The sequence below is a fragment of the Streptomyces scopuliridis genome (assembly GCF_042790125.1).
In the GTDB taxonomy this organism is placed as follows: domain Bacteria; phylum Actinomycetota; class Actinomycetes; order Streptomycetales; family Streptomycetaceae; genus Streptomyces; species Streptomyces scopuliridis_A.
Genome location: NZ_JBHTZS010000031.1, coordinates 53,310 through 71,109 on the forward strand (window position 1 = coordinate 53,310; position 17,800 = coordinate 71,109).

Annotated in this window: 3 protein-coding genes; 2 read left to right on the forward strand and 1 reads right to left on the reverse strand. The window is 71.8% G+C overall.

Annotated features, from left to right (window positions below):
* Window positions 1-52 precede the first annotated feature (52 nt).
* On the reverse strand, window positions 53-15,868 hold the full coding sequence (locus tag ACFRKB_RS32210; protein ID WP_383110155.1) for a hypothetical protein: 15,816 nt from the start codon (window positions 15,866-15,868) through the stop codon (window positions 53-55).
* Window positions 15,869-16,292: 424 nt separating this feature from the next.
* Between ACFRKB_RS32210 and ACFRKB_RS32215 the strand changes: the two genes are divergently transcribed.
* On the forward strand, window positions 16,293-17,333 hold the full coding sequence (locus tag ACFRKB_RS32215) for a hypothetical protein (protein ID WP_383110156.1): 1,041 nt from the start codon (window positions 16,293-16,295) through the stop codon (window positions 17,331-17,333).
* Entirely contained in the window at window positions 17,333-17,536 is a 204-nt protein-coding gene (locus tag ACFRKB_RS32220) for a hypothetical protein (protein WP_383110157.1), read from the forward strand. The genes ACFRKB_RS32215 and ACFRKB_RS32220 overlap by 1 nt, the downstream gene beginning before the upstream one ends.
* Window positions 17,537-17,800: the final 264 nt, after the last annotated feature.

A 17,800-nucleotide genomic window follows, 5' to 3' on the forward strand; every position in this document is an offset into this window, starting at 1 on the left:
CAGCACGAGGGCCCGGCCCGCCGACTCGGCGGGCCGGGCCCTCGTTCGTGCCCTACCGCTGCGTCGGCTTGGGGTTCTGCTGCTGCGGATCGGCGGCCGCGCGGCGCAGGTGCCACGCCTGCTCCGTGGAGCCGCCCGACTTCTTCTTCGTGGAGCCGCCCGACTTCTTCGCTGCGCCCCGGGTGGTCGACTTGCCCCGCGCGGCCGCCGTGGAGACGCGCGTGCCCCGCCCGTCCTTGGCGCCGGGGAGAGGGCGGGCCAGCGCCTCACCGATCTGGCGCATCGCCGGGATGTCCACCGTGGTGGACGCGGTGTCCCGCGACGTCGGCGGCGGCCCGCTGCGGCCCCCACCGGGGGAGCTGTAGGCGGAGGCGGCATCGGCGACGTCCCGCAGCGCATCGGCGGCCGGAGCGTCGGATGTCTTCCCCTCGCCCCGCCGCCGGAGCCGGTCGGCCGCCGCCTGCGCCCACCCGGCGACCCTGTCGCAGACGTTGATCGAGACCTTGCGGAAGAACTCGCCGACGCGGTTGTCCCCCATCAGGCGCTCGAAGTGTTCCCCGGCCCGCTCCCGCATGACGCGGACCAGATGGCCGACCGCGCCGCGCACCGTCTGGATCTTCTGCCACTCCAGGGAGTCCTGGAGCGCGGCGGCGTGCGTATCGGCCTGCTGGAGAGCGGAGTTGACGGCGTCGGCCTGCTGCGCGACGGGTGCGGCCGCCGCCCCCTCCGTGGTGGTGTCCGCCGGGGCCGTGACGGTGGACGGTTCCGCCGGCGCGGCCGGGGTGACCGCCTCAGCGAACGCCCGCTGCAACGTGTCGAGGCTGGCGTTGAGTTCGGCGACCAGGTCCTGAGCCGTGCCGTTCGCCGAAGGTACGTGTTCGTCCCAGGCGCCCAGCACCGCCTGGAACTCGGCACGGACGTCCATCGGTCCGGCCGGAGGCTCCGTCGCCGGGGTGTTGGCGGGCGAGGCCTCCGGGCCAGTCCACAGCGGCAGGTCGCCGGGCTCCGGCGCGGCAGGCTCCGACTGATCGGTCCGCAAGGCGTCTTCCAGCGCCTGGCGGATGGCGTCGACGGCAATGTCCGGAGCCGGTCCGTCACCCTCGGAGGTTGTGGTGCCTTCCGGGTTCTCAGGGGCCGGTGCGTCTGCTGTCGTCCCTGCTGGGGCCGCTGGTGCGTCCTCCCGGGCCGTGCCGGTGCTCTGTGAGTCCGGAACTCCGTGACTCCGGGACTCTGTGCCGTCCTGCTGTGGCACGACGTGCGTCGTCGTCGCCGTGGCGGCCGCAGCCGTTTCGGCCGCTTCGGCCCGGGCGGTCTCCTGTTCTGCCTGCACCGCAGCGAGCGTGGCCTGCACCTGGTCCTGCATGCGCCGGGAGTCGTACAGGAGTTTGGCCAGCGGGAAGGCGAGCTGGCGGCGCTCGGGATGACCCGGGTCGGCTGGCAGCGAGCCGCCCCAGTTGTTGACGGCCCCTTGAACGGCGTCGAGGTATTGCGTCATCTGCCGCGAGCCGTACTCCTCGGACACTGCGGCCGCCAGGCTGTCGAGGCCGCCTACCAGCTCCCGGAAGTGCGTGTTCTGCTCGTGATCGGGGTAGGCGCGGGCGGCGGCGAGGGCCACCGCTTCACGGTGCTGCACGGCGACGTCGCGCAGGTTGGCGCGCAGGACGTCCACTCGATGCTGCGTCTCGTCACCGACGGCCGCGGCCGTCGGCGGACCGAACGGGGCGCCGCTGAACGCGGAGTGCATGACGGCCGCGTGGGTGGCCGCTTCCTGCGGCTCAACGGCCAGGTAGGTGACGTCCGCGGGGTCGGCGGCCAGACGCGCGAACCAACGTGCGAGCCACCCGTCTTCGTCGCCCGGATGGATGGTGGCGATGACGAGGTCGCCCCGCAGCACGTCTCCGGAGTCGATCGGCTGGCCGTCCAGCCCGGACAGGCGCAGCCGGTAGCCGGGGTCCCCGGCGAGCGTGACGGTCTCGAAGTAGCGCTGGGGTGCGGGCGGCTCCTCGGTGATCGGCTCGTCCGGCGGCGGTGCGTCGGTGGTCTCCGGGATCGGCGGGGTGGTCAAGGTCGGTTCCTCCGAAGCGTCTCGCGCCGTCTCGTCACCGGGGGCGTCCTCGCTCGCCGGGGTCGGGGCCGGGTCCGGCTCCGACGGCGCGGCCGCCGTGCCGGGCTCCGGCGTCTGCTCGTCGCCGTCCGCCGTCGGGGGGCGGTCCTGCTCAAGGAACGACGCTTCGCGCCGTGCCTCGTGAATCCCCTCATCCGGGACTGCGACTGCGGGTTCCTGGGGCTCTTGGGGGTCCGGCGCGCGATCCGGCGCCGGATCGCCGTCCGCGGCGACGTCCGCCACGGTGTCCTCCGGGGCGTCGTCGACGGCGGCCGGCGGCTCCTGCGTTTCCTGGGGGTCCGGCGCCGGACCGTCGTCCGTGACGCTGTCCGTCTCGGTGTCCGCCGTGGTCTGCGCGTCCGCAGACGGCTCCGCAGGGCCGGGGGCGGCCGGTTCGCCGGAGCCCGGCTCGGTGCTGTCGTCCTCCGGGGCCTCCGGCTCGTCGTCGACGTCTACGGGCACCTGCTCGGCGGGCTCCGTCTCGGTGGCCGCGCTCTCCAGGTTGGCGGCGCCCTGCCCTGCGGAGTTCGCGGCGAGGGCGGCCAGCTCCGCCTCGAAGGCCCCCACCGTCGCCTGCGAACGAGCGGCCAGGAGGGCGGCAGCCTCCCGTGCCTCTCCCAGCGGACCGCGCAGGTCCTCGCCGACCACGGGCATCAGGGCACCGCTCCAGACCGCCACCGTGTGGACCTGACGCACCAGGTCGTCCGGCGAGCCTGCCGGGCCGTCGCGCAGGGACTGTTCGGCGTCCTGGTATGCCGCCGCGAGTTGGGCCACGGGGTTGGTCGGCTCGCCGCTGCCGTCGGGCCGATGCTGCCGGTCGGCGTCGTAGTAGCGCTGGACCGTGGGCAGCGCGTCCCACCCCGCGAACGCCTCGCCCAGCCGGTCGATGTCCGCCCGCGCTTCCTCGTCGGTGCTGTACGGCTCGGCGGGGTCGAGCGGCGGCACGTCCACGTCCAGGAGCACCACATCCAGCTCGGGCAGTTCAGCGGCGGCCGGTGCCTCAGCGGTTTCGGTCTGCGCGGCGTCGTCCAGCGTCGGCGTCACCACGGCTGCGAGGGGCTGCGGAGCCGCATCCGCAGTCGACGTCTCCGGGTGGTGGGCCAGAGCCAGTGCCTCACCGGCGGGGGTGCGGTCGGCGTACTCGGCGACGTCGGCGCGCACGGTCCAGCTGCACACACACCACGCCTCGACCCACTCCCGGCCCGGGCCGCCGAGGGTGACGGCCGTTGCGTGCGGCACCTCGTCAGCAACCGCCGTGGCGTGGAGGCGGAGTCGGTCGAGCATCGGCGCCCATGCGGACATGTAGCTGTTGACGGCGGTGCAGGATGCGATCAAGGTCCCCGCCTGGTCCTCGATCAGGAGCGGCGCCAGGTCACCGGAGGCGGTGTGGCCTCGCCACTCCCGGCGGACTGTGTACAGGGCGCCTGTCTCGGCGGTGATCGTCCACGATCCGTCAGGGTGGTACTGGATCGCCTCCGACTCCCCGACTTCCGGCAGTAGCCACAGTCCGGCGTCATAGTGCATGCGGCGGGCGACGGTGAACCCGGCGGCCAAGTCCCCGCCAGACTTGGCCGCATGCTCAGCGACGGCCGCCAGGGCCGCGCTCTCGCCCTTGCCGGAACCGATGCTGATCACGTCCCACCGGCCCGACGGCTCTACACCGTGCCAGGCCGCCCGCCACATGATCCCCCGCGCGTCCTTGCCCTGGGAGTCGTGGGAGATCTCGTACTTGCCGACGGTCAGACCGGGGCCGGTGACGGTGAACTCATACTGGGACGGTTCTCCGTCGCGGACCCGCGGGCTGATGGTCAGCGTATTGACGTCGACGACCACGGGCGCCTCCTCAGCAGGCTCCGGCGCCGCGTTGCTGCCCTCCACCGCCGAGCCGGCGAGTCCGAGGGTTGCGACGGCCTCGCGGGTGACCTCGTTTGCCGCTTCCATGTGGGTCGCGCCATGCCGGACGACCAGCGCGGCCCGGTCCTGGCGGGCTGCGAACGCTTCCTCCGCCGCCCGCTTCTGTGCCTTCGCGTCCCCGCCCGCAGCCTTCACCTCCGCTCGCGCTTCACGCATGGCGCGGTCGTCGCCCGCTTCGCACGCCTCGGCGATGATCTGACCCGTCAGAGCCTGGGCGGGCCACGGGGCGGTCCCTCCGGCATCCAGCGCGGCCGACAGCATCTGTCCGGCAACCTCGGCGATTCGGTCGTGCCACTGCTTCCAGTGCAGGTCGCACACCTTCGGATCACCTTTGGCCAGGGCCCTAACGAGGCTCTGAACGTCGCGGTGACCGATGTGCCTGTCCTCGTCGTTCAGGAGCCGGTCAGACAGGCACCGCGCGCACACGGTGTAGCAGCCAAGCTCGCTGCCCTGGTCAGTGACGACGGCGACCGTGTACCGGGCACCCGAGCGCTTTGCGCTGCACTTGCCGACGTACGGCTGCGACGCGTCGCAGTACGCGTCCGGCGTGTCGGCCATGTCGTCCGTGAGCTGGGCCACGACGCGTAGCCGCGCGTTCGGAATGGCGTCCTGGGCTGAGCCCCAGATCTTCCACTCGGCGACGTACTGCCGGCTATCCGGGCCCCTCCGGGACCAGTCCTCACCGGTGCGGCCCTGCGCGCCGTCCGGATCGGTCAGGTGCTCCCAGCCCCACCGGCACGACGCGATAAGGCCGATGCGGCCGAACCGGCGGACCAGGTACACGCCCTCTTCGAGCTGGACGCGGTCCGTGGTCGTCTCGAACTGGGGGGCCTGCGCCGTCAGGTGCCCGTACCGGGCCCACAGGGAAGCGAACCGGGTACGGGTCGCCGAGTCCTCACGGATCCGCGCCAGCACGGCGGTAAGGGGTCGGTCGTCCACGTTCGCGGCCCACCAGTACGAGCCGTCAGCGTCGTGACCGGCCTCCCACTGGTCCTCATCCGAACGGGAGTACGTCACCGGGCGTAGCCGGAACGTGTGCCCGCCCGCCGTCGACAAGATCCAGCCCGCCGCCGGTTCGCGCCGGTCGGTGAACGACACGGGGGCGATCATCTCGCCCTCGATGAGCGCCGCCTGAAGCTGCGCCCCTCGCCCGTCCTCGGTCATCACCAACTGGGCAAGCAGTTCATCAGCAGGAACGGCCCCGCTGCCCGTGGCCGTCTCCGGCTCCGCCGGGCCCTCTGCCGGATCGCCGAACAACCCGAGCTGTTCCGTCTCGCCCGTGCCCTGGGAGGCCACGTCTTCCCCTTCCGGGATGCGTTCGACTGGCTGGTCCTGCGCGCCCTGTTCCTCGGGGGCGGGCGGGGTGGGCTCGTCGGCGGTGCTCGGGTTCGCCGCCGGCGCGGCGGCCGCCCGCTCGGTCAGGTAGGCGACATCCGCGTGCAGCCGCTGGGCCTGAACGTCCAGGTGCTGACGCAGCCGGTGCAGCGGCAACCCGACGTAGCCGGTGAGCATGTCGTCGTCGGTGGCCGCGAACAGCGCGGCCGCGGCAGCGTCGGCGGCCTCCATCGCCGCGGCGTTGACCCGGTAGGCGTCCACGCCCCTCGCGGCCGCGTCGATCGCCCCGATCGCTTCACTGAGCGTTTGGATCTCGTCCTGGGGGCCGGTGTCGCCGTCCGGCCAGACACGCGAGGTGACCTCCACGACGGCGGCGTGCAGGTCGTAGGTCCGCCGGGTCTCGGACGCGACCTGGTCGTGACTGCCGTGGCGCCCGAACACCGCGGCGATGTCCTGCGGCGCCCGCCGCTCGCGGGGCACGACCAAGACCTCGTCCGTGAGGTTCAGGGCGAAGCCGTTGCCGGTTCCGGCGGCTACGTCGCGAGTGGAGAACACCATGACGCTGCCCCGGCGATTGGGGTCCGCGAACCGTAGTTCGGTGACCGCCTCACCCCGCGTGCCGCCCTCTGCGATGAGATCGCCCAGGCGGATCTGTGCCACCGTCCGGGTCTCCGGCCGCAGATCGTCACGGTGCTCGGATGGAATCACCTGCACCCGCGTGGGCAGGTTCCGGATGAAGACGCGGTTGGGAGCGGCCAGCTCCGTCCCGTTCTGGTCGAGGATCTGGGCGTCCAGGAGCGCGGTGTTCGAGTGGTAGTCGCGGAACCCGGGAAAGACGGTGCCGGTGACGGTGGCCGTCTCCGGTGCGGGCACCCCCCAGGCCTCCCCATCCCACTCGATGCTCCCGCCGCTCACCACGGCCGTGATCCGGTTGCCGCCCTGCAACGTCTCGCGGGCGACCTGGTGCGGGTCCTGCGACACCACGGCGGCCGCCGCCTCCGGCTCGGCGGGCGCCTCCACGGGCTGCTCGGCGTCGGCCGGCGCCACCGTGTCGCCGGTTCCGGCCCCGGGGGCCGCGCGGACCGCCCAGATACGGCGGGCCCGCGCGAGCGCGGCGACGTCCTCCTCTTTCGCCCGGAAGCGAAGGAACAGGTGGGACATGCAGTCGGCGTCACCGCCGTCCACCCGGTACAGCTGCGTCACGTCGTTGTCGTCGAGGTGGAGACTGCACCGGCCACAGACCCCCTCGCCCGCCAGGGCGAAGTCGTAGTTGCGGTTCTGCGCGTACAGCGGCTTGCCGGCCATCTCCCGCGCCTCGCGGGCCACCCCTGCGCAGAAGTCCACCGCCTCCCCCCGGCTGTCCAGGGGCCCGAACTCGACGATGACCTTGCCGTCGGACTCGACGCGTGGCACGAAGGTTGAGGTCAGGGTCTCGTCGTTCTGGTCCGACTTGACCACGAAGGGGATGCCGTCCGCGACGACGTCGAAGGCCACTTCCCCCGCGTCGAAGCGGGGACCCATTTCCCCGACCGTCACCGGGATCGGCTCGCGCACCGGGGCCAGACCGTTCGTCGGCAGCCAGTCGGCGTACGAGGTGACCGGCCGGGCGGGCACCGCGTCCACCTGCGGCAGGTCCTCCAGCGGCAGCTGCTGCCCGGGCCCGTCGGCGGGCCGAAGCTCTGTGGCCGCACCGTTGAGGGAGTAGGTGTACCCGGTGGCCTTCTTCCCGCTGCGGGACAGCACGTGGTACTCGCCGGTGTGGCCGGTCCGGTCCGTGCTGACGAACCAGGTGTCACGGGCCGGTCCCGGACCCATCACCTGACCGGTCACCTGCTCGCCGCTCTGCCCGTCCCGCCAGGTCACCCACGAGCCGATGCCGTACTCCGCAGGGGTCAGCCCGGGGACGTCCGTCCGTCGGGTCAGCCGCAGGGAGGGCAGCGGCCGGAACGGCTCCAGTCCGGTGTCCCCCTCGTACGTGCGGCGCCACCGGGTCAGCTGATCGGCCTGCTCGGCTTGGGTCTGCGCCGTCTGCTCGTTCTTGGTCTCGACGACCGCCGTGAACTCGCTGAGCCGCCGCTGATACCCGTCCACCGCCTCCGGGGCCAGGCCTGCGTCGGCGGGAACTTCGAGCAGGGTGAACGTCAGCCGTCCGTCCGCGCTGGTGAGACGGACCCGACCGTCGCCCCGTGAAGCGGCGTTGCCCGGCCCCGCCGGTGCGGCTTCGGGCTGCACCTCCTCCACGGTCATCTGCCCGTCCGGGACGCCGGCGGGCTCCTCCGGCTCCGTCTCGGGCTCCGGCTCGGGAACGGGCACGCGGTCGGGCTGCGCGAGGCCGAACGTCTCGAACAGGTCGGCCGTTCCGTACCCGTCACCCTCCGGCGCCGGGGCGTCGTCCTCCTCGTCCTCCAAGACCTCGTCGACCGGCGGCGCGGGCGCCGTCTCCGCGGGTGCCTCCGGCTGCTCCACTGAGTGCTCGGTCGGCTGCTCGTCGCTCTCACCGGGAGGTTCGGGCGCCGGCCGCTGGCTGTCGCCACCCTCGTTCGCCGCCGGATTCACGAGCCCGTCCATCCACTGGTCCAGGGACTCCGCGACCAAGGACATGTGGAGTTCGGCAAGGCGGGCGGCCGCCGTGCCGTCGGGATCACCGTGGACGGCGATGTGGGCGCGCAGGATCGCCGCCTCGCTCTCCACCTGCTGAAGGGAGAGCTTGCCCGGGTCCCGGGGCCGCAGCTCGTCCAGGTCGAGCAGCGCCTCGCCCGCCTCCGTCGAAGCCTCCGCCGGGGGAGTGGCGTCGAACTGGTCCAACTGCCGCTGGAGACCGTCGCGCCGCTCGATGGCCTGCTTGCGCTTTTCCGTCGCGGCGGCCGACTCGTCCTTGGTGGGCTCGCCCGCCTTGTTCACTGCGATCTGTGCGGCGACCAGGCCATCGACCAGGCTCAGGCGTTCACGGGCCCGGCCCAGGCCGGGCACCTGCCCGCGCAACTGCTCGGAGTACACCAGGAGCTCGTCCCTGGTGGCCCGCTTGGCCGTCAGGTTGCCCTCGTCCTGAATCTGCCGCTCGGGTGCCTCCGTGATGGTCTTGGTCAGCCGCCGCAGCAGTGTCTCGCCCTTGAGGATGCTCAGCTCGACCGCGTCGAAGCGGTGGAGAGAGCCCGGCAGGCGGTCCAGGTGAACGCGGACGAAGGGCACGTCCTGGTTGTCCTCGCGGTAGGCCACGGCGACGAGGTCGCGGCCCCCGAGCCGCCCGAGGACGGTGTCCGGGCCGAAGACACGCTTCTCCGGCAAGGCCTCAAGGACACCGGCGAGCGCACCGGTGAGGGGCACGGCGGCGTCCTTGTGCTTGGTGTAGGTGACGCCGCCCAAGGTGATCTCGAAGTCGTCGCCCAGGACCGGGCGGAGGGACGGCAGGACGGTGCCACGCTGGTTGATGTCCCGGGTCAGGGCGTTGATGTCCTTGTTGAGCTGCTGGACCTTCTTGAAGACGATGGCCCGCTGGGTGGCCCGGTTGTTCTGGTCCAGGGTGAGGGTGCGCAACTTCTTGCGCAGGTCCTCCTGGGCGATCAGGTACGGGTTGCCGGAGATGATCGCCATCGCTTCCTCGAACGGAACGATCGCCTCGTCGACTTCCTGGATCTCGTCCGACCCGGCGTCCAGCCGGGCCTTGTAGAGCTGATCGAAGCCCTTGGCCTTCGTGGCGAGGATGCCGTACATCCGCGAGTCGAAGGTGTTCTCCGTGGCCGCCCAGACGATCTCGACGACCTTGTTCTGGTTGCCCTGCCGCAGGGCCCGGCCGTCCTTCTGCTTCATGTCGGCGGGCCGGAAGTCCGGGTCGACGTGGTACAGGGCGACGGCGCGGTTCTGCGCGTTCAGGCCCTTGCCCATGCGCTGGGTGGAGCCGATCAGGACGTTGCTGCCGCCGTGGTTGGCGCGTGCGGTCAGCTTGCGCCGCTGGTCGGCGCGGGACGCGTCATGGATGAAGTCGATCTTCTCGGCGGGCACGTCACGCTCCACCAGGAGGTCTTTCAGCTCCTGGTAGGCGTTGAAGTTGCCGCGGTTCTTGCCGCCCGGGGTGCCCTGGTTGAGGAAGACCATCTGGAGGGCCCCGGGGACGGGGTGGGGCCGGAGGTCCTTGGTGCTGTAGGTGTACTGGTCGTTCTTCGTCTCGTGGTACTTCGCCGCGATGCGGTCGGCGAGCATCCGGAGCTTGTTGCCGGGCTCCGCCTGCGCGTCGATCAGCCGCGGGTCGAGGGCGATGACCCGCGCGTCGGTGTTGATCGAGAGCGGGTTGTCCTCGCTCTTGTCGACCTCGCCCAGGTGGTAGGCCTCGTACCGCTCGCCCAGCTCCTCCATGAGCACCTGCTGCTCGGCGGTGGCCGGCACGAGCATCAGTTCCGGCTCGCCGCCCTTGATGCTCGGCAGCGGCAGCCCGAGGTCTTCCTCATCCTTGTAGTCGACCACCGGCAGCCACAGCTGCCGCAGCAGGGAGTTGACGCTGTGGAAGGACGCGAACCGTTCGACGGACTTGAAGCCCTTGCCGTCGACGGTCATCTCCAGCCGCTCCACCATCTTCCCGTACATGGTGGCGAAGGCGTCGAACTCCTCGATGCCGAGGTTCCGCAGCAGGTCCGGGTTGGCCAGCAGCAACAGCGTGTGCAGCTCTCCGATGGCGTTCGACAGCGGGGTGCCGGTCGCCAGGCAGCCCATCGGGCCGGTGGGCTTGTTGCGGCGGGCCCACTCCAGCACCGCGTGCAGGTGCTGTGCCTTGGCGGACCCGGCGACCCGGGCGCCGGGGATCTTGGAGCGGACGGCGAGGTTCTTGTACTCGTGCGCCTCGTCGATCGCGAAGAAGTCCAGGCCGAGGTCGTCCATGTAGACCTGTCCCGGCGTGCGGACGGCGGCCGCCTTCTCCTTGAGGCTCTCCTCGTGCTGCTGGCGCCTCTCCTGGAGCTGCTTGAGGCTGATCGACTTCCCTTCGCGCCGCCGCTCGTGGAGGATCTGCGCGTCCAGCTTGCGCAGTTCCTCGTCGTTGTAGAACTCGTAGAACTCCGGGCTCAGCGGGATCGAGTCGAACAGCGAGTGCGACATGATGATCAGGTCGAAGCTGTTCGCGCGGACGTACTGGAACATCCGGTCGCGCTTGCCGTCGGCGAGGTCGGCGCTGGTCAGCGTCAGGACGCGGGCCGCCGGGAAGAGGCGGCGCACCTCCCCCTCCCACTGCTCGACCAGGTAGTTCGGGACCGCCACCATCGGCTTGTTGATCTGGCCGGTGTTCTTCATGGCCATCATGCCGATGGCCAGCGCCCCCGTCTTGCCGGCGCCGACCACGTGGGAGAGCACGAGACAGCGTTCGTGCGCCATCCGGGCCGCGGCCGCCAGCTGGTGGTCATACGGATCGAAGTCCGGATCGAGCCCGGTCAGGGAGGGGCGGGAGCCGGTGAAGTCCCGGACCACCCGGTTGTTCATCTGCCGGTTGTAGACGTCCGCGGCCCGGGCGGCCCGTACGGAGTCGTCGAGCACCCACGCCTCGAAGGCGTCGCGCCACTCCTCCGCCTTGACCCGTACCGCGCGGGCTGCTTCCTCGTCATCGTGGGGCCGCCCGGTCATCGAGCCGCCGTTGAGGACCCGGCTGAGCAGGGCCAGCGGGGACAGGCCGCCCGCGCTGTGCTTGACCTCGTCCTCTTCTCTCAGGCCGCGGCCCTTGAGGATGTGCCAGTTGCCGTTGCCTGAGTGCTGGACGGTCAGGTGCGCGTCGCCCAGGTACTCCCGGAAGAACTCCTGCACCAGGTCGTCGGGGAGCCAGGCGGCGCCCAGGCGGACGGCGAACTGGCCGGGCAGCATCTCGCGCGGCTGGACGCGTTCCAGTTCGGCGACGTTGACCCGGAAAGCGGCATCGCGCAGCGCGGCCTGCCGGGCGATCTCCAGCTTGGTGCGGACGTCCCCGGAGAGGTAGTCGGCGCTGTAGAGGAGTTCTCCGGTGAGCGGGTCGGTGAACACCGAGCGGGCCAGCCGCCGGCGGGCCTCGTCCTCGTCGACCTGGAGCATCCAGGCGATGTGGGCGAGGTCGACGTTCCCGCGCTCGGCGACCACCGCGTCCAGCGCCTGCTGCGCGTCGTCGGTGTGCTGCCCCAGCACGCTGCGGCGGGCGGCCGGGGCGTGGTCGAGGATCTCCGAGACGTGCACCGTCTCGGAGTCCGCCTCCCACATCTCCAGCGCCAGGACCTCGTAGGCCTGCGGGTCGTTGAGGAAGTAGCCCCAGGCGGTCAGCCCGGTGACGCTCTCGCCGTCGTCCGTCTGCGTCGTGACGTTCTGCTGCTGCCGCGGCCGGGACAGCGCCCCGTGCGCGGCGACGTACCGTTCGTAGGTCTCCCTGGTCAGGCGGCGGTGGGCGTCGGCCAGAGCGAGGTCGGAGCCGGACCGGTCCAGCTCGTTCAGCCCGCGCACCAGGTCCTTGAGTTCGACCAGCGCGGCGAGCTGCGCGTGCTGGTCGGCAGGCAGCTCGACGGCCACCAGCTCCCCGCCGCCGGAGGTCTGCCACAGCTTGCCCTCCACGTCGGCGGACAGACGGCCGGTGAAGTCCTGGAGGTCGGCCGCGGGCTTCAACCGCAGGGGCGGCCGGTAGGGCCCCTCGGGGTGCGGCGCGTACCAGCGCCGCGCGAGGACCGCGCTGTCGGTGACCTGCCGCAGGGCGGTGCGCAGCGCCTCCCCGACGACCAGCTCGCCGTCGACGGCGACCTCCGGCCCGTGGGCGCCCATGCGGCTGGTCAGGGCGCCCAGCACATGCTCGGGGTGGGCGGCGAAGTAGTCGTTGACCGGCAGCTGGTGCTCGCCCACGGCCCGCTTGCTGGAGGTGAGCCAGGACCGGTCGAGGGGTTCCTCGCCGTCCATGCGGCGGCGCAGGACGAGGATGTCGGTGACCACGTCCGTGCCGGCGGAGCGGGCGAAGGCCTTGTTCGGCAGGCGTACGGCGCCCAGCAGGTCGGCCATCTCGTACAGCTCGTTGCGGGCCGCGGCGCTCTCGGCGTCCAGGGTGTGCCGGGAGGTGATCAGGGCGACCACGCCGCCCGGCCGGGTCAGCGCCACGGACTTGATCAGGAAGTGGTTGTGCAGGCGGTGGCGGCCGCGGTTGTGCTGCGGGTCGTACAGCGAGACCCGCGCGAAGGGCACATTGCCCACCACGCCGTCGAAGGAACCGTCCGGGGCGACGGTGTCGGCGAACGACTCGTTCAGGACCGTCACGCCGGGCGCCAGCAGCCGGGAGATGGCCGCGGACGTCGGGTCGATCTCGACGCCGGTCAGCCGGGCCGACTCCGGCGCGGTGCCGAAGGTGACGCCCGCGCCGCTGCCGGGCTCCAGCACCTCACCGCCGTCGAACCCGAGGTCGGCCAGCGCCTGCCACAGGGCGGAGGTGATCTCCGGCGGCGTGTAGTGGGCGCTCAGCGTCGAGGCGGCCGCCGCCCGCCACTCGTCATCGTCGAGCAGCACGCGCAGCGGGTCACGCACGTCCGCGAAGGACTCCCAGCGGGCCGCGCCAGCCGCGTAGCCGCCCTCCCGCTCGCCGCCCGGCCCGAACACCGGATCGTCGGCCAGGGGGCGGGCGGAGAAGATCTCGGGGACCGAGCCCCATCCCGACCAGCGGGCCAACACCTCCTGTTCGTCGGCGCTGGCCGGCCGCTTCTCCCCGCGCACCCGCTTGAGGACGCGGACCGCCTCCAGGTTGGCGGCGGCCTTGGCCCGCTCGCCCGCCGGGGCCAGGTCCTCCTGGGAGGCGGGCCGGAAGACTACCGGGGCAGCTCCGCGTCCCGGCTGTCCTCCTCCGGCTCCAGGAACACGATCTCCCTCAGCGCCTGCTCCCGGGCCATCTGCTGAGCCGCCTTCAGCTTGCCCGCCCGCCGCCGGTGGTCCGTCTCCCGCATCGCTTCGCCCATCTTCTCCTCGGTCAGCTCCGCGATCCGTTCCTGCACGTCCGTCGCCAGACCCTGGAAGAACGCCTCCGGGTCCTCCATCTGCGACAGCTCCCGCGGCCGGTACGTCTCCCAGTGCCGACGGGCCGTCGTCGCGTACTCGCTCACTGTCTGCCTCTCCGTCCTGCGGTGACTCGGCACTCGCATTATCCGACCCCAGCGGCTCCAGGCCGCGGGTCCCCATCAGCGCCACGACGTCGTCCAGGGCGCGCAGCACGTTCGGGCGGGCCCTCTTGGCCCGGTCCCGGGTCTTCTTGTCGTCGGAGTCCAGTTCCTCGTCGAGCCGGTCGGCCAGGCGCCGTCCCATGCGTTCCAGCACCGGCAGCGTCCGCTCCGGCACGACGAGGGCGTGCACCATGATCTTCTTGCCGGTCTCGTCCCACGACTGCGACCGCGAGGAGTCGGCCACCTGCGTGATCAGGTACTTCTCCGCCTCGCCCGACACCGTCAGGCTGCTGAAGTGGGTGGTGAGCTGGTCGACGAACGACGGGGGCAGCTCGACCGCCACATAGGCGCCCCACGCGCGGGTGTCACGGGTCTCCGGGTCCTTCTCGTACTCCCCGATCAGCCAGCGCAGCGCATCGGTGCGCCACGCCTCCTCGCGGGTGATGTCCCGGCCGCGCCACAGCCGCGCCCGCCAGCCCGAGTAGTAGTCGGTGATCTCACCGTAGTGGCGGTTGTCGATCCGGATCTTGGTGGTGTTGTTGTGGCTGTAGGTCTCCAGCCGAATCCGGCCGTCCGTCTCCAGCAGCGCCCTGAACGCCTTCTCGTCGCGCTGCTTGACCTCCTCATGCAGAACGTGGCGGCGGGCCGTGAACACCTTCTCCACGCGGTCCTTGGCCTGGATCGATCCCGCGAACTCGGTGTCGGACAGGCGTAACCCGCGCAGCGCCTCCAAGGCCTCCGTCAGCTCGACGTCGTCGAGTCCTTCCGCCGGCGGCTGCTCCCCCCAGGCGTGCAGCCTGCGGTCGGCGATCTCCGCCCCCACCGCTGCCACCCGGCCCCCGAAGGCGTCAGCGGCCTCCGCAGGCCGCTGGTGACGGTCCTTGACCAGCTGGGCGCCCTCCGTCTGGAGGTCCTCGTCCGTCAGCTGCACGACCGGCGGACGGGCCTCCAGCTCCGCCGCCGTACGCCGGGCCTGCTCGACGCGCAGCAGCTCGTCCCGCTCCCGGCGGGCCAGCGCGAGGGGAGTGCGGTTCTCGTACCCGAAGAGAGGACGCCCCAGGGCGGCCGCCAGGGCCTCCCGCTCGGCGGCGATCTCGCCGTCCTCCATCCCGGCCGGGTCAGGCCGGTCCTCCACCTGTGCTACCTGACGCTGTTCCTGCTCCTGTTTCAGCGGCGCGAGCTGCTCGTCGAGCCGCTTGTGCCGTGCACTGCCGTACGCGGCGCCGCGGCGTTCCTCCTCCAGCCGCTCCAGTTCGGCGGCGAGCTGGCCGTCCGTCAGATCCTGCGGACTCAGTACCGCCGCGGCCGCCGGCGCCGGAGCCTCCGGCGCGGCCGCCGCGGGCGTGGCCTCCGCAGCGCCCATCGGTACCAGGACGGCGGCGCGGGCCGGGGCGGGGGCAGCGGGCGCGAGGACGCCGCGCAGCCGGTCCTCGTCCGCCCGGATCTCCACCATGCGCCCCTGCGCGTACAGGGCCCGGGCCAGCCGGTCGACGCTCTGCGCCCGGGCGATGGCCCGGGTGGTGCCCGCCGTGACGTACGCCTTGGCGAAGCTGCTGTAGGTGAACCCCGCCGACCGCAGGAGGGCCTTCATGTCGGGCCAGTCGTCGGCGGACCTGTCGGTGCCGTGCACGATCGGCCGGTGGTCCAGGTAGTAGATCCACAGCCCGTCCCGGGCGCCGGGCTCCAGCTGGGCGATCCGGTGCTGCCACACCGCGTTCTGCACGAAGTCGTCCGAGCGCTGCCCGGAGATGCGCCGCCCGTCGCGCATCTCGCCGAGGAACGCGCTCTTACGCGTCTTCGGGTCGAGCTTGCGCTCTCCCCGGGCGATCAGCAGACCGTCAGGGTCGTAGACGGTGACCTTGTCCAGGGAGCTGTCGTAGGCGTACTCCTGCCCGTCGTCGGTCGGCCAGGCGGTCACGTCCGCCGGCGCCGTGCCCGCCCAGCGGGCTTCCGGGTCCCGGCCGCGGACCTGATCGAGCATGCCGTACCCGTACGGCGAGCGGAGCCGGTCGATCAGGCCCTCGCTGGTCCAGTCGAACGGCTCCCCGGTCGCCGTGTCCCGCCACTGGTCGAGTGCCTCCGCCAGGGCGCGGGCCCGCGGCCCGTTGTCCTCGGGGTTGCGGTCCTCGTACTCCAGCATGAGCACCGGCTGTGCGGTGCCCGCGTGGAAGACGCCCCACCGGTGCCGTCCGGAGTCGGCGTAGCTCATCCGGGCGATGACCAAGTACTCGCCGACCAGGTCGACTTCGCTCGCGCGTTCCTCGCGACGCCAGACGGTGGCCTTGCGGTTGGCCGCCTCGTCCTTCGTCTCCGCGATCCGGTAGGGGTCGCCTTCTTCAAGACGCCAGTGGCGTTGCACGTCTTCCGGTGTCGCGAACCGTTCCCCCATGCGCTACCTCCGCCGTGCCGTACTCCCGTGGCACGTCAGCAAGCACACGCCACGTTCTCCCCACCGGACCCTACCGACCAAGGTCAAAAACCTCGATCCGGATACGCCGGGGCCAGTTCGGTGAATGCGGGCGTTTCCGAACACCGTCTTTGGTCGCGCCTTGGCCGAATTCACCGTTCTTTGTCAGTGGGGGTGGGTATCGTTTTTCGAGCAAGGCCACGCACAGGCCCAAGCCAGCCTCAGCCCATGACTGGGAGCGATCTGAGGCGAAGGTGCCAGGACCCGAGGGGGTCCCAGCGCATCAGTGCGAAGAGAGCAACACCGGTCCGTCCGACGGACCTTCCGTATGCCCGCGCAGCTCACCACGCTCTTGCTCGCGTGCATCGGGTCATGGGTAACCGCTGCACGTCGACGAGGAGAACTCGTGGTCAAGAAGCACGGGAAGAAACAGCGCGCCAAGAAGAAGGCGCAGCGCACCGGAGCCGCGTACAGCTCTGCGGCCTCCGGCACCACTCACACGCACACCCCGCTCCCGGACCTGAGCGCCCTGCCGCTCGTGCCGCACGGCAGCTGGAGGGTCCTGGATCTCGACCTGGCCGCCCGGCTGGTCGCCGCCTGCCGGGCCGGGTGCCAGCCGTGCCAGCAGACGCTGATCCCGAAGGTCGTGAAGGAGAAGCGGGCGACGCTCGCCGCGCTCGCCGGAGCCGTCTACGGCACGGTCCCCGCCGTGGGGTTCGCCGCCTCCGACACGACCCGGCAGTGGGCCCCCCTGGCCCGTACGGCCATGCAGGCCGGGACCGGTGACGAGGCGTTCGCCGCCGTCGACGCGATGGACAAGGCCGCCGCGGCCGCGCTCCTGGACGACGCTCTCGACCACTGGGCGATGGGTGACGGCCCCGTCATGGCGGAGGCCGTCTGGAAGGTCGCCGAGGACGCGTCACGGCGCGGGACCGCCGACCCGATGGACACCTTCCGGGCGGCCGGGATCGACGTCTTCACCCTGGATGACCTGGACTTGGGCGACGTCGACGCCTACCACCTCGCGGAGAACTACGGGGTGTTCGTCGGGCAGACGACGACCCCCGACGGGCAGCCGCTGCCGATGCTCACGCTGTACCCGGAGAGCGAGGGCGCCGGGATCGAGGACCTGGAGGCCCGCACCGACTGGGACCACTGGGGACTGCACGGCATGCCGGACGTGGATCCGGCCTGGCGGCTGCGCGCCACCATCGCCGACCGCTCCCTGAGCGGGCTGGTCCACGTCGACGACGACGGCCAGGACGACATCGAGCTGTGGCGGGCGGCGCAGACCGTGAGCCTGCCCGCGGACTGGTGGGCGCTGCTCGACCGGGCCCAGCACGTCCTGGTGGTCGGCCCCGTCAAGGAAGCCGACCACCAGGCACTCCAGAGCGCGGGCGACGCGGGGGAACTGCTCGCCGTCATCGCACGAGTGAGCTTCCACTGATGGCCCGCCGTGAGCGCCGCCCCCGCCAGCACCTGCCTGGGATCGCCGACATCCGGATCGCGGCCGACGCGGCCACCGTCGCCCTGGTGGTCGAAGTCCTCGCCCGGGAGTTCAACATCACCGACCCCGAGCCGTATGACAGCGGATACAGCTACCTCCGACTCGACACCGGCAACACCGCGGCAGACCCGGACGGCGACTGACCGCGCCTCATTCCCGGTCGGAAAACAGGAACTTGCCCAGGCCAGCGGCACACAGCCCCGGTGCCGTCCGGCGCGCACGCACCCGCGCCACGGGAGCGCTGACCGCGCCGGTCGGTGCCGGGGGAGCGGGGGTCTGGGGGCCGGCGAAGGCCCCCCCCACCCCCCCCCCCCCGCGTTACACAACTTTTACCAGAGAAAAGTAAATACCATGTGCCCCCCCCCCCAGTGCAAAGTGTACCACAACCCCCAAACACAGTATGGAGG